This is a genomic window from Actinoplanes siamensis, assembly GCF_016862395.1.
GTDB lineage: Bacteria > Actinomycetota > Actinomycetes > Mycobacteriales > Micromonosporaceae > Actinoplanes > Actinoplanes siamensis.
This window is the reverse complement of the sequence record NZ_BOMW01000012.1, coordinates 71,267-96,259: the sequence shown is the minus strand read 5'-3', so window position 1 is coordinate 96,259 and position 24,993 is coordinate 71,267. Positions and strand designations below refer to the sequence as shown.

Annotated in this window: 25 protein-coding genes; 18 read left to right on the top strand and 7 right to left on the bottom strand. The window is 72.0% G+C overall.

All coding sequences use genetic code 11. From position 1 onward, the window contains the following. Positions 1-52: 52 nt before the first annotated feature. The 3 genes from Asi03nite_RS05230 to Asi03nite_RS05220 form a co-directional block, all read right to left on the bottom strand. On the bottom strand, positions 53-2,170 hold the full coding sequence (locus Asi03nite_RS05230; protein ID WP_239102400.1) for an RICIN domain-containing protein: 2,118 nt from the start codon (positions 2,168-2,170) through the stop codon (positions 53-55). Positions 2,171-2,511: 341 nt separating this feature from the next. Further along, the gene (locus Asi03nite_RS05225) at positions 2,512-3,906 is read right to left on the bottom strand and encodes a HAMP domain-containing sensor histidine kinase (protein ID WP_239102399.1); all 1,395 of its coding nucleotides are present in this window, start codon (positions 3,904-3,906) and stop codon (positions 2,512-2,514) included. Between the two features lie 2 nt (positions 3,907-3,908). After that, the gene (locus Asi03nite_RS05220; protein ID WP_203677253.1) at positions 3,909-4,598 is read right to left on the bottom strand and encodes a response regulator transcription factor; all 690 of its coding nucleotides are present in this window, start codon (positions 4,596-4,598) and stop codon (positions 3,909-3,911) included. A gap of 96 nt (positions 4,599-4,694) precedes the next feature. Between Asi03nite_RS05220 and Asi03nite_RS05215 the strand changes: the two genes are divergently transcribed. The 3 genes from Asi03nite_RS05215 to Asi03nite_RS05205 all read left to right on the top strand — a co-directional run bounded on the left by Asi03nite_RS05215 (position 4,695) and on the right by Asi03nite_RS05205 (position 8,450). Continuing rightward, positions 4,695-5,609 (top strand): ADP-ribosylglycohydrolase family protein, encoded by a 915-nt coding sequence (locus Asi03nite_RS05215; protein ID WP_203677252.1) that lies wholly within the window; start codon positions 4,695-4,697, stop codon positions 5,607-5,609. 204 nt (positions 5,610-5,813) lie between these two features. Continuing rightward, positions 5,814-7,811 (top strand): threonine--tRNA ligase, encoded by a 1,998-nt coding sequence (gene thrS, locus Asi03nite_RS05210; RefSeq protein ID WP_203677251.1) that lies wholly within the window; start codon positions 5,814-5,816, stop codon positions 7,809-7,811. A gap of 114 nt (positions 7,812-7,925) precedes the next feature. Then, complete coding sequence (locus tag Asi03nite_RS05205; RefSeq protein ID WP_203677421.1) at positions 7,926-8,450, top strand: HIT family protein; 525 nt, start codon at positions 7,926-7,928, stop codon at positions 8,448-8,450. Here Asi03nite_RS05205 and Asi03nite_RS05200 read toward each other — a convergent pair. Then, entirely contained in the window at positions 8,404-8,781 is a 378-nt protein-coding gene (locus tag Asi03nite_RS05200) for a TetR/AcrR family transcriptional regulator (protein WP_203677250.1), read from the bottom strand. The genes Asi03nite_RS05205 and Asi03nite_RS05200 overlap by 47 nt on opposite strands. Before the next feature lie 73 nt (positions 8,782-8,854). On the opposite strand from Asi03nite_RS05200, the gene Asi03nite_RS05195 reads away from it, so the two are divergent. Then, positions 8,855-9,067, top strand: a complete 213-nt coding sequence (locus Asi03nite_RS05195; RefSeq protein ID WP_239102397.1) for a hypothetical protein — start codon at positions 8,855-8,857, stop codon at positions 9,065-9,067. On the opposite strand, the gene Asi03nite_RS05190 is transcribed toward Asi03nite_RS05195, so the two are convergent. Beyond that, on the bottom strand, positions 9,060-11,219 hold the full coding sequence (locus Asi03nite_RS05190; protein ID WP_203677249.1) for an elongation factor G-like protein EF-G2: 2,160 nt from the start codon (positions 11,217-11,219) through the stop codon (positions 9,060-9,062). The two genes, Asi03nite_RS05195 and Asi03nite_RS05190, sit on opposite strands and share 8 nt — an antisense overlap. A 176-nt stretch (positions 11,220-11,395) precedes the next feature. Between Asi03nite_RS05190 and pgsA the strand changes: the two genes are divergently transcribed. The 4 genes from pgsA to Asi03nite_RS05170 are packed head-to-tail and all read left to right on the top strand — an operon-like array spanning position 11,396 to position 14,603. Further along, a complete protein-coding gene (gene pgsA / locus Asi03nite_RS05185) occupies positions 11,396-12,016 on the top strand; it encodes a phosphatidylinositol phosphate synthase (protein WP_203677248.1) in 621 nt (206 codons plus the stop codon). Then, positions 12,013-12,879 (top strand): phosphatidylinositol mannoside acyltransferase, encoded by an 867-nt coding sequence (locus Asi03nite_RS05180; protein ID WP_203677247.1) that lies wholly within the window; start codon positions 12,013-12,015, stop codon positions 12,877-12,879. Before pgsA ends, Asi03nite_RS05180 begins: the two co-directional genes overlap by 4 nt. Positions 12,880-12,889: 10 nt before the next feature. After that, positions 12,890-14,026, top strand: a complete 1,137-nt coding sequence (locus tag Asi03nite_RS05175) for a glycosyltransferase family 4 protein (RefSeq protein ID WP_203677246.1) — start codon at positions 12,890-12,892, stop codon at positions 14,024-14,026. Between the two features lie 43 nt (positions 14,027-14,069). Beyond that, complete coding sequence (locus Asi03nite_RS05170; RefSeq protein ID WP_203677245.1) at positions 14,070-14,603, top strand: hypothetical protein; 534 nt, start codon at positions 14,070-14,072, stop codon at positions 14,601-14,603. Positions 14,604-14,647: 44 nt separating this feature from the next. On the opposite strand, the gene pdxS is transcribed toward Asi03nite_RS05170, so the two are convergent. Further along, positions 14,648-15,544, bottom strand: a complete 897-nt coding sequence (gene pdxS, locus Asi03nite_RS05165; RefSeq protein WP_203677244.1) for a pyridoxal 5'-phosphate synthase lyase subunit PdxS — start codon at positions 15,542-15,544, stop codon at positions 14,648-14,650. A gap of 161 nt (positions 15,545-15,705) precedes the next feature. Between pdxS and pdxT the strand changes: the two genes are divergently transcribed. Genes pdxT through Asi03nite_RS05150 form a run of 3 tightly spaced genes read left to right on the top strand, consistent with a single transcriptional unit; the run spans position 15,706 to position 17,675 of the window. Beyond that, positions 15,706-16,311 (top strand): pyridoxal 5'-phosphate synthase glutaminase subunit PdxT, encoded by a 606-nt coding sequence (gene pdxT / locus Asi03nite_RS05160; protein ID WP_203677243.1) that lies wholly within the window; start codon positions 15,706-15,708, stop codon positions 16,309-16,311. A 15-nt stretch (positions 16,312-16,326) separates the two neighbouring features. Further along, positions 16,327-17,079 carry a YebC/PmpR family DNA-binding transcriptional regulator gene (locus tag Asi03nite_RS05155; protein ID WP_203677242.1) on the top strand — a complete coding sequence of 251 codons (753 nt, stop codon included), beginning with the start codon at positions 16,327-16,329 and terminating at the stop codon, positions 17,077-17,079. A gap of 35 nt (positions 17,080-17,114) precedes the next feature. Next, positions 17,115-17,675, top strand: a complete 561-nt coding sequence (locus Asi03nite_RS05150) for a Uma2 family endonuclease (RefSeq protein WP_239102434.1) — start codon at positions 17,115-17,117, stop codon at positions 17,673-17,675. Between the two features lie 86 nt (positions 17,676-17,761). On the opposite strand, the gene Asi03nite_RS05145 is transcribed toward Asi03nite_RS05150, so the two are convergent. Further along, entirely contained in the window at positions 17,762-18,301 is a 540-nt protein-coding gene (locus Asi03nite_RS05145) for a hypothetical protein (protein ID WP_203677240.1), read from the bottom strand. 97 nt (positions 18,302-18,398) lie between these two features. Between Asi03nite_RS05145 and ruvC the strand changes: the two genes are divergently transcribed. The 7 genes from ruvC to Asi03nite_RS05110 all read left to right on the top strand — a co-directional run bounded on the left by ruvC (position 18,399) and on the right by Asi03nite_RS05110 (position 24,952). Then, on the top strand, positions 18,399-18,926 hold the full coding sequence (gene ruvC, locus Asi03nite_RS05140; RefSeq protein WP_203677420.1) for a crossover junction endodeoxyribonuclease RuvC: 528 nt from the start codon (positions 18,399-18,401) through the stop codon (positions 18,924-18,926). After that, positions 18,923-19,525 carry a Holliday junction branch migration protein RuvA gene (gene ruvA / locus Asi03nite_RS05135; RefSeq protein WP_203677239.1) on the top strand — a complete coding sequence of 201 codons (603 nt, stop codon included), beginning with the start codon at positions 18,923-18,925 and terminating at the stop codon, positions 19,523-19,525. The genes ruvC and ruvA overlap by 4 nt, the downstream gene beginning before the upstream one ends. Further along, positions 19,522-20,562, top strand: a complete 1,041-nt coding sequence (gene ruvB / locus Asi03nite_RS05130) for a Holliday junction branch migration DNA helicase RuvB (RefSeq protein WP_203677238.1) — start codon at positions 19,522-19,524, stop codon at positions 20,560-20,562. The genes ruvA and ruvB overlap by 4 nt, the downstream gene beginning before the upstream one ends. Positions 20,563-20,685: 123 nt before the next feature. Continuing rightward, positions 20,686-21,096, top strand: coding sequence for a preprotein translocase subunit YajC (gene yajC, locus Asi03nite_RS05125; RefSeq protein WP_203677237.1), 411 nt, complete (start codon positions 20,686-20,688; stop codon positions 21,094-21,096). 164 nt (positions 21,097-21,260) lie between these two features. Further along, positions 21,261-23,171 (top strand): protein translocase subunit SecD, encoded by a 1,911-nt coding sequence (secD, locus tag Asi03nite_RS05120; RefSeq protein ID WP_203677236.1) that lies wholly within the window; start codon positions 21,261-21,263, stop codon positions 23,169-23,171. Between the two features lies 1 nt (position 23,172). Beyond that, a complete protein-coding gene (secF, locus tag Asi03nite_RS05115; RefSeq protein ID WP_203677235.1) occupies positions 23,173-24,321 on the top strand; it encodes a protein translocase subunit SecF in 1,149 nt (382 codons plus the stop codon). Positions 24,322-24,388: 67 nt separating this feature from the next. Next, a complete protein-coding gene (locus tag Asi03nite_RS05110) occupies positions 24,389-24,952 on the top strand; it encodes an adenine phosphoribosyltransferase (protein ID WP_203677234.1) in 564 nt (187 codons plus the stop codon). The last annotated feature ends 41 nt before the right edge of the window (positions 24,953-24,993 follow it).

Genomic DNA, 24,993 nt, shown 5'->3' with positions numbered 1-24,993 from the left:
GCTCTCCTGTCGCTCCGGCGGTTCGGCCGGGATGGGGGGGTGAGGGGATCGGTCAGTTCGGCACCGCGGTCCAGCTCTGGTGACGCTGACCGGTGTCCGGCTCCAGGGCCAGCACCCGGTGCCAGCCGAAGCGCTGGCCGCCGACTCCGACCGCCAGGTCGCCGGTCTGGCTGCGCAGCGTGAAGCCGAACCCGGAGGCCTGCAGGTGCCAGCGGGTGCCCGGGCTCTGGCAGTCGCCCTGTACCAGCGGCGCGCCGGCCACCGGAGCGCCGCCGAGCGGCAGCAGGCACTTGCCGCTGGCCCGGGAGACCAGCGTGTAGCTGTTGAGCGCCTCGGCCGCCGGGACGAGTTGCCACTGCTGCTGGTTGCCGCCGTCCGCCGCGGACAGGGTGGCCGGGGTGCCGTCGGCGGCGCGGGCGGCGTAGAGGTCGGCCGCGCCGCCGGTCAGCGAGTTGGTCAGCACGAACCACGAGTTCTGCACCGGCCGGGCGGCCGGGGCGGTCTTCGCGGAGCCGGTCGCGCGGTAGCCGGCGGTCCGGCTCCTGACCTCCACCCGGTACGTGGCGTCCGGCTTGAGCCCGATCAGCCGGGCCCGGGTCGCCTTGGTGGTGGCCACCGGCTTGCCGTCCACTGACACTTCGTACTTCGCGTCGTCGGACGCGGCGCTCCAGGTGAGCCGGACCGACATGCTGGTCGCGTCGCGGATCTCCAGGGCCGCCTGCGAGCCCGTCCCGGCCGGCGCGCCGCTGTCCTGGTCGCCGGACCCGTTCTGGCTGCCCGACTCGGCGTGGAAGGCGGCCCGCTCGGCGTCCAGCCCGGCGCCCGCGCTGGCGCCCGGCAGCGGCGCCGTGGCCGCGGGTGAGCCCGGCGGCGTGCTCGGGCCGGCCGGGTCCGCGGCCGGACCGGCCGGCGACGGCACGGTGCTCGGCGACGGGTCCGGCCGGGCCGGCGGGGCACTGGCCGGCGGCGTGCCCTGGCGGGTGGGGCCGGGGGTGACCGCGCCCGGGACGTCCGGGATGTCGTCACCGCCGTCGCTGCGCAGCAGGAAGTCGCTGAGCGCCACGTTCCAGTGGGTGTCCAGGTAGCTGCCCGGCTTCGGGTTGGTGTTGAAGTAGTCGTCGTGCCCGCAGTCCAGGCGCACCTCGTGCGTCTTCGGGCAGGTCGGCCGGACCGTCTCGCCGGACCGGTCCGGGCCGCAGAGCAGGTCGTAGTCGTCCACGCAGCCGCCCGCTCCGGTGCTGTTCGGCGCGCCGTTGAGCACCGCGCCGAACACGTGGGTCAGCTCGTGCGCGGCCATCACCGAGCTCCAGCAGCCGGAGTCGACCCGGGCGAACGACGGGCCGGCGTTGTTGCGGTTGGTGCGGCCGGGACGGGGGTCGTCGACGTACGTGCCGATGCCGCAGTAGACGTTCGAGTCGGAGAACATCAGGTACTTGCGGTCGGCGCGGTTGTAGCCGAGGCCGTTCAGCGCCTTGACGGTGGCGGCGAACGAGTCGAGCGAGCCGGCCGGCAGCTCCACCTCGGAGACCGAGACCGTGCACTCCGGAGTGGTCACGTAGCGCACGTGCCGGGAGCCGCCGGTCTCGCCGGCGCTGGCGTCGAAGATGGCGTCGACCCCGGCCGCCCAGGTGCGGAACGAGTTCACGTACTGCCGGTAGCGGGTGGCGGTGCCGGCCGCGTACAGGTAGAGCACCTGGACGCGCTTACCGCTCTGCCCGTCGTCGGCGCAGGCCACTCCGGAGGGGCCGAGCACGAAGTCGGCGTTGCCCGGCGCCGGGTCGGCGATCAGGGCCGGCGCGTCCGGGGTGAGCGCGCTGCCGCCCAGGTCGCGGGCGATCTCCGCGTCCGGCGGGACGACCACCGGCTGCATGGCGCGCACCTTGTCGGGCAGGTTGGTGGGCGCCGTGACCGGGGCGACGTCCTTGCGGACGGTCAGGCCGGTGGGCGCGCGATCCGGGCCGTGCGTGCAGGTCTCGTCGAAGAGCAGGTACGACCCGGAGCAGAGCGCGCCGGACTTGGCCGGCTCAAGTCCCTCGTAGACCAGCCCCTGGTCCGGGGCGTCCTCGGGGAGCGCGGTGAGCTCGAAGGCGCCGGGGTCGTCGTCCCGGGAGGAGCCGATCACGCTCGGCCCGACCAGGCCGCCGACCCCGAGCAGGGCCAGCCCGAGCACGACCGGAAGCATCCGGCCGGTGACCGGGCGTGACGCCCCCGGTTGCTCATCCCCGGCCCGGCGCCGCCCGATGGGCGACCCGGAGGCTGACCGGCGATGCGCTGGCAAAGCGTCTCCTCGTCGAGCTGGCGCACGGTGGGAGGGGGCCATGGGGTGCCCGCCCCCCACCGAGCCGAGGCTCCGCCGGCCGCGGCGATGGGGACGTGCGGTGAGCGAACCGGGGAGCCGGATGGGATCGGAGGGAACACTGCCAGTCCGGGCGAGCCAGGGGAACACTCTTAAAACAGATCTAAGCAACTTCTGTTCCGTCTGGGGGAGGTGTCCGTCAAGGGTCTTGCGCTTCAACTCGGACGCTGCCACCGGCGGCCGCGACCGCCGCGGCCGACCAGTCCGAAGCGGTTGGGCGTCTTCGGGGCGGCCTCGGCGTCGGCGATCAGCATCACCACGCTGGCGCCGCCGAGTGTGGCCCGGTCCAGGCTGACCGAGCCGCCGCTGGACTGGGTCATCCGGCGGGCGATGTCCAGGCCCAGCCCGGTCGAGCCCTGCTGGCTCTGACCGCGGCGCAGCGCCTTCTCCGGGTCCGGGATGCCCGGGCCGGCGTCGTCCACCCGTAGCGCCACCCAGCCGTCCCGGCGGGAGAGCGCCACCTCGAAGGCGGTGCCCTGCGGGGTGTACCGGAAAACGTTGCCGAGCACCGCGTCCAGTGCCGCGGCCAGCTCGGCGCGGGGCACCGGCACCGGGATCCGCAGGTGCGCGCCGACCACGCGGTACTGCCGGTTCTGGTCGCCGGCCAGCGCCGACCAGAACCTCATCCGCTCCCGGACCACCTCGCTGGCGTCGCAGATCCCCTCCTCGGGGGCGGCCGCCACCTGCGCGGCGACCGCCTGCCGGGTGGTGTTGATCAGCGAGTTGACCTCGTCCTCCAGAGTGGCGATGGCCTTCCGGATGCGCCGGATGCCGCGCCGCCGGTCCACCTCGTCCGCGGTCAGGTCGATGATCTGGGTGTCGTCCGGGTCGAGCGCCTCGGCGTCCAGCCGCAGCGCGGTGAGCGGGGTGCGCAGCCGGTGCGACAGGTCGGCGACCAGCTCCCGCTCGTCGGTGCGCGAGGTGATCAGACGGTCGGCCATCCGGTTGAACGCGTACCCGGCCTCGGCCAGCTCGCGGGGCCCGGACGGGTGGATCCGCACGCCCAGGTCGCCGTCGCCGACCGCGAGGGCCGCCTCGACCAGGTTGTTCGCCGAGTCCACGGCGCCGCGGGCCAGCCGGTCCACCACGATCACCGAGCCGCCCACCAGCACCACCGCCAGGCCGAGCAACAGCCACCAGTCGCGGGCGGTGTTCGCGCCCAGCTCGGCGTCCGGCACGAACGCCTCGACCACCCAGGCCTTGGTGCCGGCGGTGACCGGCTGCAGGCGCAGCACGCCGCCGGGGACGTCCACGATGCTCGCCCCGGTGCGGCTCGCCGCCCGGTCGATCTCCGCGGCGCTGGCCCGGCCACCGTCGCCGGGCGCCAGGCCCGGGGTGTGCACGACCGGGTTGCCGGCGGTCGCGGCCGCGGCCGCCACCCCCTTGTCGCCGGCGCCGGCGACCAGCGCGCCGGCCACCGTGGCGGTCTGCCGGGCGGCGTCGGACAGCGCCTGCTCGCGGTGGTCCGAGCGCAGGCCCCAGCCCAGCGGGACGAGGAAGACCAGGGCGGCCACGGCGGTGGTGGCGGCGGTCGTGTACGCCAGCCGCAACCTCAGTCCGGCGCCACCAACCGGAATCCGACCCCCCGCACGGTGCGCAGGTAACGGGGCTTCGCCGCGGACTCGCCCAGTTTCCGGCGCAGCCAGTACAAGTGCACGTCGATGGTCTGGTCCTCGCCGACCGAGGGCTGCCGCCATACCTCCTCCAACAGCTCACGACGGGACACCACCCGGCCCGGACGGGCGGCGAGGTACGCCAGCAGGTCGAACTCCTTGCGGGTCAGCGCCAGCGGCTGATCGCCGAGGGTAGCGCTGCGCTCGCCGACGTCCACCCGCAGCTCGCCCACCTCGTGCACGGCCGGCGCCGCGGCGCGGCTGGCGCGGCCGACCCGGCGGAGCACCGTGGCGATCCGGGCGTCCAGGTGGGCGCCGGTGAACGGCTTGACCATGTAGTCGTCGGCGCCGGCCCGGAGCAGCCGCACGACGGTCTGCTCGTCGTCGCGGGCGGTGGCGATGATGATCGGCACATCGGTGATGCCGCGCAGCATGCGCAGCGCGTCCGAACCGTCCAGATCGGGCAGACCGAGGTCGAGCACGACGAGGTCGGGTGTCTCCGCGGCGACCCGCCGGAGCGCCTCCAGGGCGGTGCCGACGGCGTGCACGGCGTGCCCGCGGTCGGCGAGCGAACGGAGCATGGCGCCACGCACGACATGGTCGTCCTCGACGAGCAACACCGTGGCCATGCGAAGACCGTACCGGCCGCGGCGGGCAGAACCTAAAGTGTCATGCAGCGAGATGCTTTGATGACAATCAGTGATGGAATACGATCCGAAGTACCGATGTCTTTCACCCTCTTCCCCGGTACGCGACTCGCGTTGGCCCTCGAGAGCCTGGCCGGCCTCAGCGTCGGCGACGCGCTCGGAGCGCAGTACTTCGTGCCCGGCAACGAGCCCGCCGACCTGCTCGACGCCCGGGTCCCGGACCCGCCCTGGGACTGGACCGACGACACCGAGCAGGCCTGCTGCCTGGTGGCCACGCTCGACGATGGAGATTTCGACAGGGACGCCTTCGCGTGGCGCCTGGGCAGCGTCTTCGAACCCTATCGGGGATACGGGCCGGGCGCGGTGGTGATGCTGCGCCAGATCCGTGAGGGGCTGCCCTGGCCGATCGCGGCCGCCGCGGCGTTCGACGGGCAGGGCTCGTGCGGGAACGGGGCGGCCATGCGCGCCGCGCCGCTCGGGGCCTGGCACGCCGACTCGCTCGCGCACGCGGCCGTGCAGGGCGCCCGCGCCGCCGAGGTGACCCACGCGCATCCGGAGGGGATCGCGGGCGGGGTGTCGGTGTCCGTGGCCGCCGCGTTCGCCGCCGCCGCCCGGCTCGGCGGGCGCCGCCCGGACCCCGGCCGGCTGCTGCGGGCCACGGCGGCGCACACCGCGCCGGGTGTGGTCCGCGACGGGCTGACCGGGCCGGCGCCGAGGAGTGTCGCGGAGGCGGCGGAGCGGCTGGGCAACGGGGGACGGGCGACGGCGCAGGACACCGTGCCGTTCGCGCTCTGGGTGGCCGACCGGTACCTGGACGACTATCCGGCAGCGATCGCGGCGTGCGTGGCGGCCGGCGGGGACGTGGACACCACGGCGGCGATCGCCGGGGGAGTCGTGGCGGCGTACACCGGAATCGACGGGATCCCCGGCGAGTGGCTCACCAACCGCGAGCCGCTGCCCTCCTGGCTGGCGGCCGCCGTCGGCCGGGAATGAGCGCGGCCGCCCACCGGGCCACCGGCGGGTGAGCCGCGGGTGGGGAGCGGGCGGCGCGGCGTGGTGAGCCGCGAGGGGAGAGCGGGCCGGCGGCGTGGCGGTGGGTGTGGCTCGCGCGCCGCGCGAAGAGCGGATATCCGCGGCGGATAGCATCGGTGACGGCCCGGAGGAGCCGGGCCGTCACCTTTCTGAATGGAGATCACCGTGTCTGCACCCCGTACACCCGCCGTGGCCGACCCGCTAGTCGTCCCGGCCGGGACTACGGCGGCCGACGCGGTGGCCGCCGCCGGGCTCCCGGCCAGCGGGCCGAAGGCGGTCGTGGTGGTCCGTGAGGCCGACGGCCGGTTGCGCGACCTGCACTGGGCGCCGGCCGCCGACACCGAGGTCACCCCGGTCGCGATCGACGAGCCGGACGGGCTGGACGTGCTGCGCCACTCGACCGCGCACGTGCTGGCCCAGGCCGTGCAGGACGTGTTCCCGGAGGCGAGGCTGGGCATCGGCCCGCCGATCCGGGACGGGTTCTACTACGACTTCGACGTCGAGAAGCCGTTCCAGCCGGACGATCTCGGCAAGCTCGAGAAGCGGATGCAGGAGATCGTCAAGGCCGGGCAGGCCTTCCGCCGCCGGGAGTACTCGTCGCTCGACGAGGCCAAGGCCGAGCTCAAGGACGAGCCGTTCAAGCTCGAGCTGGTCGACATCAAGGGCGACGTGGACGAGGAGGCCGCCGCGGTCGGCGCCGGCGAGCTCACCCACTACGACAACCTGGACAAGGACGGCCGGCGGGTCTGGGGCGACCTGTGCCGGGGCCCGCACCTGCCGTCGACCCGGATGATCCCGGCGTTCAAGCTGATGCGCTCGGCCGCCGCCTACTGGCGGGGCAGCGAGAAGAACCCGCAGCTGCAGCGCATCTACGGGACGGCGTGGCCGTCGCGGGACGAGCTCAAGGCGTACCTCAACCGTCTGGCCGAGGCCGAGCGCCGGGACCACCGCAAGCTCGGCACCGAGCTGGATCTGTTCTCCTTCCCCGACGAGATCGGGTCGGGTCTCGTGGTGTTCCACCCGAAGGGTGGGGTGATCAAGCGGGAGATGGAGGACTACGTCCGGGCCCGGCACATCGAGGCGGGCTTCCAGTACGTGGGCAGCCCGCACATCACCAAGGAGGGCCTGTTCCACACTTCGGGACACCTGCCCTACTACAAGGACACCATGTTCCCCCCGATGGAGCTGGAGGGGGCGAACTACTACCTCAAGGCGATGAACTGCCCGATGCACAACCTGATCTTCAGGTCGCGCGGTCGGTCCTACCGTGAGCTGCCGATGCGCCTGTTCGAGTTCGGCACGGTCTACCGCTACGAGAAGTCCGGCGTGGTGCACGGCCTGACCCGGGTGCGCGGCCTGACCCAGGACGACTCGCACTCCTACGTCACCGCCGAGCAGGCCCCCGGCGAGATCAAGCACCTGCTGAACTTCGTCCGCTCGCTGCTCGACGACTTCGGCCTGGACGACTACTACCTGGAGCTGTCGACCCGGGACCCGAACAGCGACAAGTTCATCGGCACCGACGAGCAGTGGGAGACCGCCACCCGGGTCCTGGAGGAGGTCGCCCGGGAGAGCGGCCTGGAGCTGGTGGCCGACCCGGGCGGGGCGGCCTTCTACGGCCCGAAGATCTCCGTGCAGGCGCGGGACGCGATCGGCCGCACCTGGCAGATGTCGACCATCCAGTACGACTTCAACATGCCGACCCGGTTCGGGCTGGAGTACCAGGCGGCGGACGGCAGCCGGCAGGAGCCGGTGATGATCCACTCGGCGAAGTTCGGCTCGATCGAGCGGTTCTTCGGCGTGCTGGTCGAGCACTACGCCGGCGCGTTCCCGGCCTGGCTCGCGCCGGTGCAGGTGGTCGGCATCCCGATCCGGGACGACCACGCGGACTACCTCGCGGCGTTCGTCGAGCGGTTGCGCAAGGAGGGCATCCGGGCCGAGGTGGACTACTCCACCGACCGGATGCAGAAGAAGATCCGCACCGCCCAGCAGCAGAAGATCCCGTTCATGGCGATCGCCGGCGACGACGACGTGAACGGCGGCACCGTCTCGTTCCGGTACCGGGACGGCTCGCAGCGCAACGGCGTCTCGCTGGACGAGGCGGTGGCGCACGTGGTCGAGGTGGTCCGCTCCCGCGTCAACACCGGTCCGTCCGCGGTCTGATCCGCGGCGTCCGTCCCCGCCGCCCGGCGGGGGCGGGCGATCCCGCCGGGCGGCCCGGCCGTGGAATCGGGAGATCCGGTGCGGCGCGATACCGCATAGGATGCGGAGGTGGTGATGGATGCGGCGGGCGAGCCGGACGGGCTGGAGCGGCTCTGGACCCCGCACCGGATGTCGTACATCACCGGCGAGAACCCGCCGGAGGGCTGCCCGTTCTGCCTGGCGCCGAGCCTGCCCGAGCCGGAGACCCTGGTGGTGGCCCGTGGGGAGCTGGTCTTCGCGGTGCTGAACCTGTACCCGTACAACCCCGGGCACCTGATGGTCTGCCCCTACCGGCACGTCGCCGACTACACCGACCTGACCGAGGCGGAGACGGCCGAGGTGGCCGCCTTCACCCGCACCGCGATGCGGGTGATCCGCTCGGTGAGCCGGCCGCACGGCTTCAACCTGGGGATGAACCAGGGCTCGGTGGCCGGCGCCGGGATCGCCGAGCACCTGCACCAGCACGTGGTGCCGCGGTGGGGCGGCGACGCGAACTTCATGCCGGTGATCGGGCGGACCAAGGTGCTGCCGCAGATCCTCACCGACACCCGGCTCATGCTGTCGGAGGCGTGGCCGGCAGCAGCGCGCCCAGCGCCCTGATCCCGGCGACGACGTCCTCCGCCGTCAGCACCTCGATGCTGGCCAGCCAGAGCGCCCGGTCGGTCTGGATGGACCGGATCACCCGCCGCCAGAAGTCGAGCATCGGGTCGTCACCGGCGCCCGGCCCGCCCAGCGCCCGGCCCACGGTGTCGCCCCAGTCCTCCATCGCGCTCAGCATCGCGGCGGTCATCAGCGCCTCGGTGGACCCGTAGTGATAGCCGATCGAGGCCAGGTTGGTCCCGGAGAGCGCCACGATGTCGCGCGCGGTGGTCCGGGCGTACCCCTTCTCCAGCAGCGCCTTGACGCCGCCGCGCCACCTGGGCGCGTACATCCGCCGGCCAGGGCTGGCGCTGCGACGAGTTCCTGGCCGCGATGGATCAGGCGCCGGACTTCTCTTCGACTCGGTGAGCCAGGTGGAGCTGCCGTCCTGGTGGTCCGGGCGGGTGGCGCTGCTCGGCGACGCCGCGCAGGTCAAGGACATGGTGCCGGGTGGCCGCCTCGCCATCGCCTTCCGCGACTACGGCATGCGGACCCTGAAGTTCCACCCGCGGAAGGAGCGGGTCATCGACAAGGTCCTCGCGCCGATGCACGAGGCGGCCAACGCGATAGCTATCTGACGGCGTGCTCCTTCTTGACCGCCTCGGCCAGGTGCGCGGGCATCGGCTCGTGCCGCAGGTAGGAGCGGGTGAACGTGCCCGCCCCGGAGGACAGCGCGCGCAGCTCCACGGCGTACCGGACCAGCTCGATCGCCGGCACCTCGGCCCGCACCAGGCTGTGCCCGCCGTCGTCCGCGGTGTCGGTGCCCAGCGGCCGGCCCCGCCGGCCGGACAGGTCGCTCATCACCGCGCCGACGTAGGTGTCCGGCACCCGCACCACGATCTCGTCCACCGGCTCCAGCAGCGTCATCTGACCCGCGGCCGCCGCCTCACGCAGCGCGAGCGCGCCGGCGGTCTGGAACGCGGCGTCCGAGGAGTCCACGCTGTGCGCCTTGCCGTCGACGAGCGTGACCTTCAGGTCGACGACCGGGTAACCGGCCACGATGCCCTTCTCCAGCTGGGCCCGCACGCCCTTCTCCACCGACGGGATGTAGTTGTGCGGCACCGCGCCGCCGACCACCTTGTCCACGAACTCGAAGCCGCCGCCGCGGGGCAGCGGCTCGATCTCGAGGTCGCAGATCGCGTACTGCCCGTGGCCGCCGGACTGCTTGACGTGCCGGCCGTGCCCCTTGGCCGCGGCGCCGAAGGTCTCCCGCAGCGCCACCTTCACCGGCTCGGTGTCCAGCTCGACGCCACCGGCGCGGAGCCGGTCCAGCACCACGTCGGCGTGCGACTCGCCCATCGTCCAGAGCACCAGCTGGTGGGTGTCGGGGTTGCGCTCCAGGCGCAGCGTCGGGTCGCCGGCCACCAGCCGGGCCAGGTTCTTGGCCAGCGCGTCCTCGTCCGACCGGGTCTTGGCCACCACCGCGATGGGCAGCAGCGGCTCCGGCATCGACCAGGGCTCCATCAGCATCGGGTCGTCCTTGCCGGACAGCGTGTCCCCGGTCTCGGCCGAGCCGGACTTGGTGATCGCGCACAGGTCCCCGGCGACGCACTGCGGGACCTCGCGCAGCGTGGCGCCGAGCGGCGTGTAGATGTGCGCGACCCGCTCGTCGGCGTCGTGGTCCGGGTGGCCGCGCTCGGCCAGGCCGTGCCCGGAGACGTGCAGCGTCTGGTCCGGGCGCAGGGTGCCGGAGAAGACCCGGACCAGCGAGACCCGGCCGACGTGCCGGTCGATCGTGGTGCGCACCACCTCGGCGACCAGCGGCCCGTCCGGGTCGCAGGTCAGCGGCGGGCGCGGCGAGCCGTCCACGCCGGTGACCACCGGCAGGTCGTGCGCAAGCGGTGACGGCGCGGCGTTGACCAGGCCGTCCAGCAGCGCGTCCAGCCCGACGCCGGTGGCCGCGCAGACCGGCACGACCGGGTAGAAGTTGCCCCGGGCGACCGCCTTCTCCAGGTCCGGGATCAGCGCGTCGGTGGAGATCAGCTCACCGGCGACGTACCGGTCCATCAGGGTCTCGTCCTCGCTCTCCGCGATGATCCCCTCGATGAGCTGGTTGCGGTCGTCGGCGATCGGGTTCAGGTGCTCCGGCTCCGCCTCGCCGACGGTGGGCGGGTAACCCTTCGAGTAGTCCAGGACCCGGAGCGAGATGAGGCCGATCAGTCCGACGGTCGACTGGCCGTCGTCGCCGAGCATCGGCTGGTGGGTGGGCATCACGTTCTCGCCGAAGGCGTCCTGGCAGTCCTGCAGCGTCTGGTCGTAATCGGCGCGCGGGTGGTCCAGCCGGGTGATCGCCACGGCCCGCGGCATGCCGACCGCGGCGCACTCCTCCCACAGCGCGGCGGTGGCGTCGTCCACCCCGTCCACCGCGGACACCACGAACAGCGCCGCGTCCGCCGCGCGTAGCCCGGCCCGCAGCTCACCGACGAAGTCGGCGTAGCCGGGGGTGTCCAATAGGTTGATCTTGACGTCCTGGTGGAGGATCGGGGCGCAGGACAGCGCCACCGAGCGTTGCTGCCGCACCGCCGCCGGGTCGTGGTCGGTGACCGTGGTGCCGTCCGCCACGGCGCCGGCGCGCGGGATCGTCCCGGTGGCCGCGAGCAGCGCCTCCACCAGCGTCGTCTTCCCGGCGCCGGAGTGACCCACCAGCACCACGTTGCGTACTCTGCCGGGCTCTGTCACCACCGGCGCGGCCGCGCCGGCGAGCCCCTTCTCCGAAGTCTTCTGCGCCATGCCGAGCGCTCCTGTCGTTTCCGGTTTGTTACGCCGCTGTTCTTCAAATCCCACACCCGGGGCTGTCCCGGTCGCAAGGACCGGAAGCCACCAGAGGATGCCGGATGGTGACGATCCGGCCAACGAGGGGGCGAGCCGTACCGCCACCAGGTGGACGCCGATATGGTGGGACGGCCATGGCAAAGATCGTCCAAGTAACGGCCCGTGCCGTCGTCTCGTACGGCGTCAACCCGGTCGCACGTTTCCTACTCCGGCTCGGCGTCTCACCGGACGCCGTCACCATCGCGGGCACCGTGGGGGTGCTGATCGGTTCGTACTTCGGTGCGCAAGGTCAGCTCTTCTGGGGCACCGTGATCGTAACCGCCTGTGCTCTCACCGATGTGCTCGACGGCACAATGGCCCGCCTTCGCGGTAGTTCCAGCAGATTCGGAGCGCTCCTCGACTCCTCGATGGACCGGATAGCCGACGGCGCGGTGTTCGGCGCTGTCGTGTACTACCTGGCCACCGAGGGCAACCCGTACGGCGGCGTGCCGGCCGCGCTGATCTGCCTCGCCGCCGGCCAGGTCGTGTCGTACGTGAAGGCGCGGGCCCAGTCGCTGGGCCTGAACGCCGACGTCGGCATCGCCGAGCGCCTGGAACGTCTGATCATTGTGGGCGTTGGCGGCCTGCTCGGCGCCGCGGGCCTGGACTGGGGGCTGCCGGCCGCGCTCTGGGTGCTCGCCGTGCTCTCCGTGTTCACCGTCTTCCAGCGGCTGATCCACGCGCGCAACACCGAGCCCAAGGCCCCGGTCGCGTGAGGGACCAACTGCTCACGCTCGGCTACTCGGCCGGGTGGCGCCTGGTCCGCGCGATGCCGCTGCCGGTGGCTCGGGCGCTGTTCACCCGGGGCGCCGACCGGGCGTGGAAGGGCAACGGCCCGGGTACCCAGCGGCTGCGCCGCAACTACCAGCAGGTGGTCGGCCCGGACATGCCGGAGACGCTGGTCCGGGACGGGCTGCGGTCGTACGCCCGGTACTGGATGGAGGCGTTCCGCCTGCCGTCGCGGTCCCGCGAGCAGAACCTGGCCGACTTCCACATGCGGCCGGACTGCTTCGACGAGATGAAGAGCGTGATCGCCGAGGGCAACGGCATGGTCCTGGCCCTGCCACACGTGGCCAACTGGGACGCGGCCGCCGCCTGGGTGGTCGCCAACGGCTGGCCGATGATCACCGTGGCCGAGCGGCTCAGGCCGGAGGCGGTCTACCGGAAGTTCCTGGACTACCGGGAGAGCCTGGGCATGCGGGTGCTCCCGCTCACCGGCGGCGGCCGGGCGCCGCTCGACGTGCTGACCGAGCACCTGCAGCAGGGCTGGGTGGTGCCGCTGCTGGCCGACCGGGACCTCTCCCGCAACGGGGTCGAGGTGCGGTTCTTCGGCGGGCGGACCCGGATGCCGGCCGGCCCGGCGATCCTCGCGCTGCGCACCGGCGCCCCGATGTACGCGGTCGACATGTGGTATTCGCCGACCGGCGTCGAGGCGGTGCTGCGCCGGATCACCCCGCCGCAGGACGGGCCGCTCGACGAGCGGGTCAAGCGCACCACCCAGCTGGTGGCCGACGCCTTCGAGATCGGCATCGCCGGCCACCCGCAGGACTGGCACATGCTCCAGAAACTCTGGATCTAGGGGGCTCCAGGTGCGGATCGGGATCGTCTCGCCGTATTCGTTCGACGTCCCGGGCGGTGTGCAGAACCACATCATGGACCTGGCCGAGGCGCTGATCGGGCTGGGCCACCACGTGAGCGTGCTGGCGCCCGCGGACGAGGACGCCGAGCTGCCGGCGTACCTGGTGCCGGCCGGGCGGGCGGTGCCGCTGCCGTACAACGGATCGGTCGCCCGGATCGCGTTCGGCCCGGTCTCCACCGCCCGGGTGCGCCGCTGGCTGGCCCGCGGCGAGTTCGACGTGCTGCACGTGCACGAGCCGCTCACGCCCAGCCTCTCGCTGCTCGCCGTGCTCTCCGCGCGCGGCCCGGTGGTGGCGACCTTCCACACCGCGATGACGCGTTCCCGGGCGCTCTCCGCCGCGCAGAACTTCCTGCAGCCGGTGCTGGAGAAGATCACCGCGCGCATCGCGGTCAGCGAACTCGCCCGCAAGGTCCAGGTGGAGCACCTGGGCGGCGGCGCCGTGGAGATCCCGAACGGGGTCGCGGTGCGCAAGTTCGCCACGGCGGCCGCGCTGCCGGGCTGGCCCGGGGAAGGCGGCGCTCTCGGTTTCCTCGGCCGTTTCACCGAGCCGCGCAAGGGCTTCCCCCTGCTGCGTACGGCGTTCGTCGCGCTCGCCCGCGACCGCCGGCAACTGCGGCTGCTGGTGGCCGGTCCGGGCGACCGGGACGAGCTGTACGGCCGGATCCCGCCCGACCTGCACTCCCGGGTCGAGTTCCTGGGCCTGGTCAGCGAGCCGGACAAGGCGCGCATGCTGCGCAGCGTCGACGTGTACGTGGCGCCGAACACCGGCGGGGAGAGCTTCGGCATGATCCTCACCGAGGCGATGGCGGCCGGCGCCACGATCGCGGCCAGCGACCTGGACGCGTTCCGTCGGGTATTGGACGGTGGCCGAGCCGGCGCGCTGTTCCCCAACGGCGACGCCGGCGCGCTCACCACGCTGCTCGGCGAGCTGCTCGACGACCCGGCCCGGCGCGCTGACCTGGCCTCCTGTGCCCGTCAGGTGGTCGGCACGTTCGACTGGCCGAGTGTGGCCGCCCGGGTTCTCGAGGTCTACCGGACGGCGATCGAGGCCACCGACGGGCGGGTCTTCGACGACGACGGGGCCTGATCGGCTCGGGCCAGGTGACGGTCCGACGCATTTCGGCACTACGATGCCCGGCATGTGGTGGGTGGTGGGTGTCGTCGTGCTGGCCGCGATCTTCTCGGCGTACCTCGGCTGGACCGCCCAGCGGGTGGAGCGGGTGCACGCCCGCGCCCAGTCCGCCGAGCGCGCCCTGGACGCACACCTGGTGCGCCGGGCGGCCGCCGCCGCCGTGGTCGCCGAGCGGAACGACTCCGTCGAGCTCTACGCCGCGGCCCGGCTGGCCCTGGACGCGGAGCCGGACGAGCGCGAGTCCGCGGAGAACGACCTCACCCGGCAGCTGCAGCAGATCGAGCTGGACCCGGACGACCCGGCGGCGCGCACGCTGATCGCCAGCAGCCGCCGGGTGGTGCTGGCCCGGCAGGTGCACACCGACCTGGTCCGGGACGCGTTGACCGCGCGGCGGCGCAAGCTGGTCCGGGTGCTGCGGCTGCCCGGACGGTACCCGCGGCCCCGCTACTTCGACATCGTGGAACCGGTGATGCCCCCGCTGCCGGGGCCCGCCCCGGCTCCGGAGGCGCCGCTCCCGGTCCGTTCGGTCTGACCGGGCCGGGCCGCCCGCGCGGGCGGCCCGTCGCCCCGGTCCGCCTACCAGCCGCGCTCGGCCAGCCGGTGCGGCTGCGGGATCTCGTCGACGTTGATGCCCACCATGGCCTCGCCGAGGCCGCGGGACACCTTGGCGATCACGTCGGGGTCGTCGTGGAACGTGGTGGCCTTGACGATCGCGGCGGCCCGCTGCGCCGGGTTGCCGGACTTGAAGATGCCCGAGCCGACGAAGACGCCCTCGGCGCCCAGCTGCATCATCATGGCGGCGTCCGCCGGGGTGGCGATGCCGCCCGCGGTGAACAGCACGACCGGCAGCTTGCCCGCCTCGGCGACCTCCTTGACCAGCTCGTACGGCGCCTGCAGCTCCTTGGCGGCGACGAACAGCTCGTCCTCCGGCAGGGTCTGCAGCCGGCGGATCTCGCCGCGGATCTTCCGCATGTGGGTGGTGGCGTTGGAGACGTCGCCGGTGCCCGCCTCGCCCTTCGACCGGATCATCGCGGCGCCCTCGGTGATCCGCCGCAGCGCCTCGCCCAGGTTGGTCGCGCCGCAGACGAACGGCACGGTGAACCGCCACTTGTCGATGTGGTTGGCGTAGTCGGCGGGGGTCAGCACCTCGGACTCGTCGATGTAGTCGACCCCCAGCGACTGCAGTACCTGGGCCTCGACGAAGTGGCCGATCCGGACCTTGGCCATCACCGGGATGGAGACGGCGTTCACGATGCCGTCGATCATGTCGGGGTCGGACATCCGGGACACGCCGCCCTGCGCCCGGATGTCGGCCGGCACCCGCTCCAGGGCCATGACGGCGACGGCGCCGGCATCCTCGGCGATCTTTGCCTGCTCGGGGGTGACGACATCCATGATCACGCCGCCCTTGAGCATCTCCGCCATGCCGCGCTTGACGCGGGCGGTTCCGACGGCGGGCTGGTTCTCAGACATACGACTCCTCGTGCGCGGTTTCGGTGAGGCGATCGTAGGAACGGACCGCGGCGGCCTCGATAGCCAATCGCCCCCCTGGTGGCCTGCTCCGGCCCGAGGCCGCCGGACGCCCCGGCACACCCCTGCCGGTCAGCCGGGATCGTCGTCCTAGAGTTGGCGATGTGAACATCGGAGTGCTGGCCCTGCAGGGCGACGTGCGAGAACATCTGTCCGCCCTGGCCGAATCGGACGTGCTGGCGCGCCCGGTGCGGCGACCCGAGGAGCTGACCGATGTCGACGCGCTGGTGATCCCCGGCGGCGAGTCCACGACGATGAGCAATCTGGCGATCACCTTCGGCTTGCTCGACCCGATCCGGAAGCGGATCGCGGACGGCATGCCGGTGTACGGTTCCTGCGCCGGCATGATCATGCTGGCGACCACGGTGCTGGACGGGCGTCCCGACCAGGAGTCCTTCCAGGGGATCGAGATGACCGTCCGGCGCAACGCCTTCGGCCGGCAGGTCGACTCGTTCGAGGCCGCCGTCGGGATCGAGGGCATCGAGGGCGGCGATTTCCACGCCGTCTTCATCCGGGCTCCGTGGGTCGAGCAGGTCGGCCCCGACGTGCGGGTGCTGGGGCGCGTGGCCTCCGGTCCCGCCGCCGGTAGGATTGTGGCCGTTCGGCAGGGGAACCTGCTCGCCACGGCTTTCCACCCGGAGCTGACCGGCGACCTTCGAGTCCACCGGTACTTCGTCGAGATGGTCCGCCAGGCCGCACCCGCACGGTAGACACGGAGGTTACGCATGTCCGGCCACTCCAAGTGGGCGACGACCAAGCACAAGAAAGCGGTCATCGACGCCAAGCGCGGCAAGATGTTCGCCAAGCTGATCAAGAACATCGAGGTCGCGGCGCGGACCGGCGGCGGCGACCCGGCCGGTAACCCCACGCTCTACGACGCCATCCAGAAGGCGAAGAAGTCGTCGGTCCCGAACGACAACATCGACCGCGCGGTCAAGCGCGGCTCCGGTCTGGAGGCCGGCGGCGCCGACTGGCAGACGATTATGTATGAGGGGTACGGCCCGAACGGCGTCGCCATCCTGATCGAGTGCCTCACCGACAACCGGAACCGTGCCGCCACCGAGGTGCGCACCCGGCTGACCCGCAACAACGGCACCTTCGCCGACGCCGGCAGCGTGTCGTACCTGTTCAACCGCAAGGGCGTGGTGATCGTCCCCAAGGGTGAGCTGAGCGAGGACGACGTCATGCTCGCCGTGCTCGACGCGGGCGCCGAGGAGATCAACGACCTGGGCGACTCGTTCGAGGTGGTCAGCGAGCCGACCGACCTGGTCGCGGTGCGGACCGCGCTGCAGAACGCCGGCATCGACTACGACTCGGCCGAGTCGTCGCTGATCCCGACCATGACGGTGCCGCTGGACGAGGAGCCGGCGCGCAAGGTGTTCAAGCTGATCGACGCGCTCGAGGACTGCGACGACGTGCAGAACATCTACGCGAACTTCGATGTCTCGGACGAGGTGATGGCGCTCATTGACGCGTGACGGGTAGTCGCGGGGCAAGTATTGAGAGGGTGCTTGTGTTGACCGAGCCATCAATCCCCCTTTCCATCATCAAAGATCTGGACGTTGAGGATCTCGCTCGCCTGCCCCGCGGCTATCGTTATGAACTGCGTGAGGGAAACCTCTTCATCACGACCCCGTCGACCTATTGGCATAAGCGCATGGCTCGACGGCTCCTGCTGATGTTGTTCGCGGCCGGTCTCGACGTTCTCCAGGACACCGGAGTTCGCGGAGACCGGCCGCGGGACAACCGAGTCCCCGATCTTGGAGTGATCGGCGACGACTCGGCCGAGACGGCGGGCATCTCGAATCTCCCCGGGTCGGCATTCCGGCTGGTTGTCGAGATCGTCTCGGAGAACTCCCCGAACGGTGAGTACACGGACAAGGCGAGCTGGTACGCGCATCGCGGCATTCCGGAATACTGGATCGTCGATCAGGACCCGGAGGGCTCCCAGGGTGACGCCGTCGTGCTGATGCATCGACTCGCCGGTGAGGCAGAAGATCCGGTCTACGACCATGTGCGGACCGTGCGTCTCTCCGAGCTGGAAGCCGAATACCGGGAGAAGCGGGCGGGCTAGAGAAGCGGCCCCTGCCCATCCCAGGCGCATCCCGGGATGTGTGCGGGCCGGGCGCTCACAGGGTTCTCCCGCGGTGGATCTCCGGGTCAGGCGCCGGAGGCGGCCAGCCAGGTCATGGACTGGATCATGGCGCTGATCAAGAGGATGCTGCCGATGATCAGGCGGGCCACCCGGTGCTGCTCGGACCGGCGCGAGGCGTGGCACCAGGCCACTGCCGCGTCGGCCAGGGTCAGTAGGCCCGCCCGGGTCGTACCCTCGATCAATGCGGCCTTGTGGAAGGCGATGCTCGCGGCCGGGCAGCCCACCCGGACCAACTGCCTCTCCGGTGTGCGCAGCGCCCGGACCTCGACCTCGTAGATCTGGTCGTCGCGCCACGCCGCGGTCCGCTTCGCCAAGCGCCCGCGCAGGTAGCGGCCGGTGGCGTCGGAATTCGTGAGACTGCCCCAGAAGCGCAGGCGGCGCCAGTGGGCGGCCAGGTCGATCAACGCCTCCTGGTAGATCTCCTGGCCGATCGGATCGCCGCCGGTCAGGCGCACGGCCTCGTGCCGCAGCTCACCCTCGTGGGCCGCGACGGCATCGACGAACTGCGGTGGTGGATCCTCGTCCATCGGTGGTATGAGGTGCATGGCGAACCTCCCACCCCATCGTCGGAGCGTGTCGGCGGCGAGCGCAAGCGGTGCGGGTATTAGGGTGTCGAACACACGTACGTGAGGGGAGGCCGTGGTGCGCGTGCTCGGCATCGACCCGGGTCTCACCCGGTGTGGCGTGGGCGTGGTCGAGGGGGTGCCGGGGCGGCCGGGCAAACTCATCGCGTACCACGTGGTCCGCAGCGAGCCGGACGAGGACATCTCGCAGCGCCTGCTGCACCTGGACCGCAGGCTCGCCGAGCTGGTCGCGCTGCACCGGCCGGAGAGCGTCGCCGTCGAGCGGGTGTTCTCCCAGCACAACGCGCGCACCGTGATGGGCACCGCGCAGGCCAGCGCGGTCGCGATCCTGGCCGGGTCGCGAGCCGGGCTCCCGGTGCAAACCTACACCCCGAGCGAGGTCAAGGCGGCCGTCACCGGCTCCGGCACGGCCGACAAGGCGCAGGTCACCGCGATGGTGACCCGCCTGCTGAAACTCGACGCCCCGCCGAGGCCGGCCGACGCGGCGGACGCCATCGCCATCGCCATCTGTCACATCTGGCGCGGGGGCACCCGCGCCCGGATCCAAGCCGCGGCGCTCGCCGCCGCCCGCAGGAGCAGCCGATGATCGCCAGCGTGCGCGGTGTGGTCACCGCGATCCTTCCGGACAGCGCCGTGGTCGAGGTGGGCGGCGTCGGCATGCGGGTGTTCTGCGCGCCCAACACGCTGGCCTCGCTGCGCACCGGGGCCGAGGCGCGGCTGGCCACCACGCTGATCGTCCGGGAGGACTCGCTCACCCTCTACGGGTTCGCCGACGACGACGAACGGCAGCTCTTCGAGCTGCTGCTGACGGCGAACGGCGTGGGCCCGCGGATCGCGCAGGCGGTGCTCGCGGTCCATCAGCCCGATGCCGTACGCCGGGCGATCGGCGGCGGCGACATCGCGGCCCTGACACAGGTCCCGGGCATCGGCAAGCGCGGCGCCGAGAAGATGATCGTGGAGCTGAAAGGCAAGATCGGCCCGGTCGGGCTCGGCGACGGGGCGGGCGCGGGCGTGCTGGCCGGCGCCTGGCAGGAGCAGGTGCGCCAGGGCGTGCTCGCGCTCGGCTGGACCGCCACCCAGGCCGACCAGGCGGTCGCCGCGATCGCCGAGACCCTCGACGGTGACGTGCCGCCGGTTCCGGTGCTGCTGCGCCAGGCGATCCGGCTGCTGGGCAAGAGCCGATGAGCGATCTGTCCCCCGAGGTCCATGACGAGGAGCTGGACGCCGAGGCCAGCGTCCGCCCGCGGCGGCTGTCCGACTTCATCGCCCAGCATCGGGTCCGTGACCAGCTGGAGTTGCTGCTGAAGGCGTCGATGGGCCGTGGCGCGCCACCCGACCACATCCTGCTCTCCGGGCCGCCCGGGCTGGGCAAGACGACGCTTGCCAACATCGTGGCGGCCGAGCTGGGCACCGGGATCCGGACCACGAGCGGCCCGGTGATCGAGCGCTCCGGCGACCTGGCCGCCATCCTGACCGGCCTCGGGGCGGGCGACGTGCTGTTCATCGACGAGATCCACCGGATCGCCAAGCCCGCCGAGGAGCTGCTCTACAGCGCGATGGAGGACTTCCGGGTCGACGTGGTGGTCGGCAAGGGGCCCGGCGCCACCGCGATCCCGCTGGACGTGGAGCCGTTCACGCTGGTCGGCGCGACCACCCGGGCCGGCCTGCTGACCGGGCCGATGCGGGACCGGTTCGGCTTCGTCGCGCACCTGGACTTCTACTCACCGGCGGACCTGGACGCGCTGCTGCACCGTTCGGCCCGGATCCTCGGGGTGCCGATCACCCCGGAGGGGGCCGCCGAGATCGCCGGGCGCTCCCGCGGCACGCCGCGCATCGCCAACCGGCTGCTGCGCCGGGTCCGCGACTACGCCGAGGTGCGCGGCGACGGCGTGGTCACGGTGGAGATCGCGCGTGCCGCCCTCCAGGTGTACGACGTCGACGCGCTCGGACTGGACCGGCTGGACCGCGCGGTGCTGCGGGCGCTGATCGAGTCGTTCAAGGGCGGCCCGGTCGGCCTCTCCACGCTCGCCGTCGCGGTGGGCGAGCAGGCCGACACGGTGGAGGAGGTGTGCGAGCCGTTCCTGGTGCGCGCCGGATTGCTGGCGCGGACCCCGCGGGGCCGGGTCGCCACCGAGGCCGGTTGGGCGCATCTCGGCCGGACTCCGCCCCAAGACGGCAGGTCCGGGGTGTTTCAGGGGGACCTGTTCGCACGAGATACATAAATATCCCTCGTGATGTGAACGTGACGTGTGCCGCATTCGTAGTCTCCAGGTTGACCGATTAGACTCGCCCCCGCTTCAACCCGGATGTTTTGACGCCCCCGGCACACCTCGGCAGAGGTCCCGGTGGCCTACGGAAGGCTGTTTCTCGTGTACCTGGCCGAGTCCGCCAGCGGTAACCCACTGGGGTTGTTCCTGCCCTTCATCCTCATCATCGGCGTGATGTATTTCCTGGTGATGCGGCCGCAGCAGAAGCGGCGCCGGGAGGCGATGGAGCTGCAGAACAAGCTGGGCCCCGGCGACGAGATCGTCACCATCGGCGGCCTGCACGGCACCGTGGTGGCCGTCGAGGACGACGTGGTCACGCTGGAGATCGCACCGGCCGTCCAGGTCCGGTTCGCCCGGCCGGCCATCTCCCGGGTGCTGACCCGCGCCGACGAGCCGGCCGCGGAGACCGCCGAGGAGCCCGCCGTGGCCACCGAGACCACCGCCGAGGAGCCGCCGAACCCGGTCGTCGACGTCCGTAAGCAGGACTGACAAGATCCATCTCGGACCGGCCCGCGGCGTCCCTGCCGGCGGGTCCGGTCCGTCCCGGCCGCCGGTCGACAGTCGACGGCCGGCCACCGATCGACAGTGCCGCGCGGCCGCGCGGCCGGAACACAGGGAGACCTAACGCCGTGGCACGACCACCACAGGGACAGATGCATCCTGGACGCCAACTCGGCGTGCTCGGCTTGATCTTCGTCGTCCTGTATCTGCTCGTGTTCTTCGCCGGCGACGCGAAGGGCAGCTTCACCGACCGCCTGCACCCGAAGCTCGGCCTCGACCTGGTCGGCGGCACGCAGGCGACGTACATCGCGACCCAGGCCGGCGGCGCGCCGACCAAGGAGGCGATGGACCAGGCCCGCCAGATCATCGAGAACCGGGTCAACGCGCTCGGCGTCTCCGAGGCCGAGGTGGTCGTCCAGGGCAGCAACACCATCGTGGTCTCCCTGGCCGGCAAGGCGGACGACCAGCTCAAGGACCTCGCGCAGGCCGCGAACATGCGGTTCCGGCTGCTCATTGGCACGACCGGGGACGTCTCCGCGAGCGCGCTGAACCCGGCCTCGCCGTCGCCGGGCGCCCCGGCCAGCGGCGCGCCGTCGGCCGCGCCGTCCGGCTCGGCGGCTCCGCGGACCGGCGCCAGCGCCCCGTCGGTGGTGTCCAGCCCGTCGACGGGCACCGGCGGCCAGGGTGGTGGCGAGGCGGTGCCCAGCGCCACCCCGTCGGCGGCCGCCAGCGCGCCGGCTCCGGCAGCGGCGCCCGGCGCGTCCGCGTCGGACGCCCCGGTGGCGGCGGACCTGCGGGCGCAGCGCGCGGCGATCAAGCAGAAGGTCGGCGCGAAGCTCTGGGACCAGGCCGAGAAGCTGACCGCGCCGGTCGACCTGAGCAGCGACCCGAAGGCCGGCCTGCCGTACAAGCCGTTCTCCACGCTGACCCCGGCCGAGGTCGCCGCGCTCACCCCGCAGATGCAGTTCAACATCCCGACGGTCAGCTGCGACCAGCTCGACAAGCGGCCGAACGGCTCGATCGACGACGCGGACGCGCAGGTCGTCGCCTGCTACAGCGGCCAGGCCAAGGTCATGCTGGACAAGGCGAAGGTGGTCGGTGACGACATCTCCAGCGCCAGCCCGCAGCTCGACCAGACCAACGGCCAGTGGGTCGTCTCGCTCGACTTCAAGAGCGAGGGCCAGAAGAAGTGGGCCGACCTGACCCGGGTGGCGTTCAACGCGACCTCCAGCGACCCGTGCTACGCCGCGGTTCAGGCGCTCTACGGTTCGGCCGAGCACTGCGCCGTCGCGGTCGTGCTGGACAAGGAGATCCTCTCCGCGCCGCAGATCCAGGGTGTGCTGACCGGCTCGTCGCAGATCACCGGCAGCTTCACCGCGACGAGCGCCAAGCAGTTGGCCGACCAGCTGAAGTTCGGCGCGATCCCGGTGACCTTCTCCTCCGGCCCGGCGCAGACCATCTCCGCGACCCTCGGCCTGCAGCAGCTCGAGGCCGGCCTGCTGGCCGCCGCGATCGGCATGGCCCTGGTGGCGGTGTACGCGTTCTTCTACTACCGGCTGCTCGGCTCGGTCATCTTCCTGAGCCTGCTGCTCTCCGGTCTGCTCACCTTCGGCGCGCTGGTCTTCCTCGGCCGCACGATGGGCTACACGCTGACCCTGGCGGGCATCGCCGGCTTCATCGTGTCGCTCGGTGTCGCGGCGGACTCGTTCGTCATCTACTTCGAGCGGCTCAAGGACGAGATCCACGAGGGCCGTACGCCGCGCAGCGCGGTGCCGCGGGCGTGGCACCGGGCCCGGCGCACGATCATCTCGGCGAACACGATCACCATCATGTGTGCGGTCGTGCTCTACATCGTGTCGATCGGCGCGGTGCAGGGCTTCGCGTTCGCGATGGGTCTGTCCACCGTTCTCGACCTGGTCGTGGTGTTCCTCTTCCGGCACCCGATCATGACAATGTTCGCCAACACCAAGGCGTTCCTGTCGCCGCGGGTCAGCGGTCTCGGCCGTGTCCTGCGCCGCAACTCGACCGAGGAGTCCGTCTCCTCGCGTGTGAAGGAGGCCTGACATGGCCCGTCCCGGTCTCGCGACCCGCCTCTACGCGGGCGAAGCGAACATCAACATCGTGGGCCGCCGGAAGATGTGGTTCACCGTCGCGGCGGCGCTGGTGCTGATCGCGATCGGCAGCTTCGTGATCCGCGGGTTCGAGCTCGGCATCGAGTTCGCCGGTGGCACCTCGTTCAGTGTCCCGGCCCAGGCCAACGGCAAGACGCTGACGCAGGACGAGATCGCCTCGGCGGTCGAGAAGGCCGTCCGGCAGTCCGACGCCGAGGCCACCATCGGCGCCGTCCAGCAGGTCGGCGAGGGCAAGGACGCCACCTACACCGTGCGCGCCTCGGCGCTGTCCGCCACCGAGGCCGAGCAGGCCAAGACGGTGCTGGTCCAGGACCTCGGGGTGGACGCCACCAAGATCAGTGACAACCAGGTCTCCGCCGCCTGGGGCGGTCAGGTCACCAGGCAGGCGCTGATCGGTCTGATCATCTTCCTGGTCCTGGTGGTGGCGTACCTGGTCATCCGGTTCGAGTGGCGGATGGCGGTGGCCGCGCTGGCCTCGCTGCTGCTCGACCTGGTGCTCACCGCCGGTGTCTACTCGCTCGTCGGCTTCGAGGTCACGCCGTCCACGGTGATCGGCTTCCTGACGATCCTCGGTTACTCGCTGTACGACGTGGTAGTGGTCTTCGACAAGGTGCAGGAGAACACCCGCGGCATCACCGCGGGCAGCACCCGGACCTACGCCGAGGCGACCAACCTGGCGGTCAACCAGACCCTGATGCGCTCGCTCAACACCGGTCTGGTGGCGCTGCTGCCGGTCGGCGGCCTGCTCTTCATCGGCGCCGGGCTGCTCGGCGCCGGCACCCTGAAGGACCTGGGCCTGGTGCTCTTCGTCGGCATGGGCTTCGGCGTGCTCTCCTCGATCCTGTTCGCCGCGCCGGTGCTGAGCGCGCTGAAGGACCAGGAGCCGAAGATCAAGGCGCACAACGCCCGGGTGCTGGCCCGGCGCGCAAACCGGTCGGACGACGTGGCCAAGGGCGACCGCACCCGCCCGGCGAACGCCACCGACTCGGACGTGCCGGCGATGGCCGGCGGCACCACCCCGCGCCCGGGCGCCCGCCCGGCCGCCCGCCGCAACGGCAACCGCCCGGGCGGACGACGGTAACACCCCGGGGAAAGCGATCGAAGGCCCGTCACCGCACGCGCGGTGGCGGGCCTTTAGGCTGTCCGCCGTGACTAGCGAGAAACCGGGAGCGACCGGTGACAGCGGCCCCGAACTGGCAGCTGTCGTCGCGGGCGCCAGCATCGACGTGCCGGACTTCCCCAAGCCCGGCGTCGTTTTCAAGGACCTGATGCCGCTGTTCGCCGACGGCGCGGTGTTCCGGCAGGTGATCGACGCGATCGTCACCCACCACGGCGCCGGCTCGTTCGACGTGGTGGCGGGCGTGGAGGCGCGCGGCTTCGTGGTGGCGGCGGCGATCGCCTACGCCACCGGCACCGGGGTGGTTCCCATCCGCAAGGCCGGGAAGCTGCCGCGCAAGGCCCTGTCCGCCTCGTACGCGCTGGAATACGGTGAGGCCACCCTGGAGGTGCACGCGGACGCGTTCGTCGCCGGACAGCGCGTCCTGGTGGTCGACGACGTCCTCGCCACCGGGGGCACCGCGGCCGCCGCGATCGACCTGGTGGAACGGGCCGGTGGCACGGTTGTCGGCTTCAGCGTGCTGATGGAGCTGAGCTTCCTGGACGGGCGGGAGAGGCTGGCGCCGCGCCCGGTGCACACGCTGCTGACCGTTTGATCCGGCTTCGATGTCCTTCGCCCGGCCGGCCCGGCCGATTG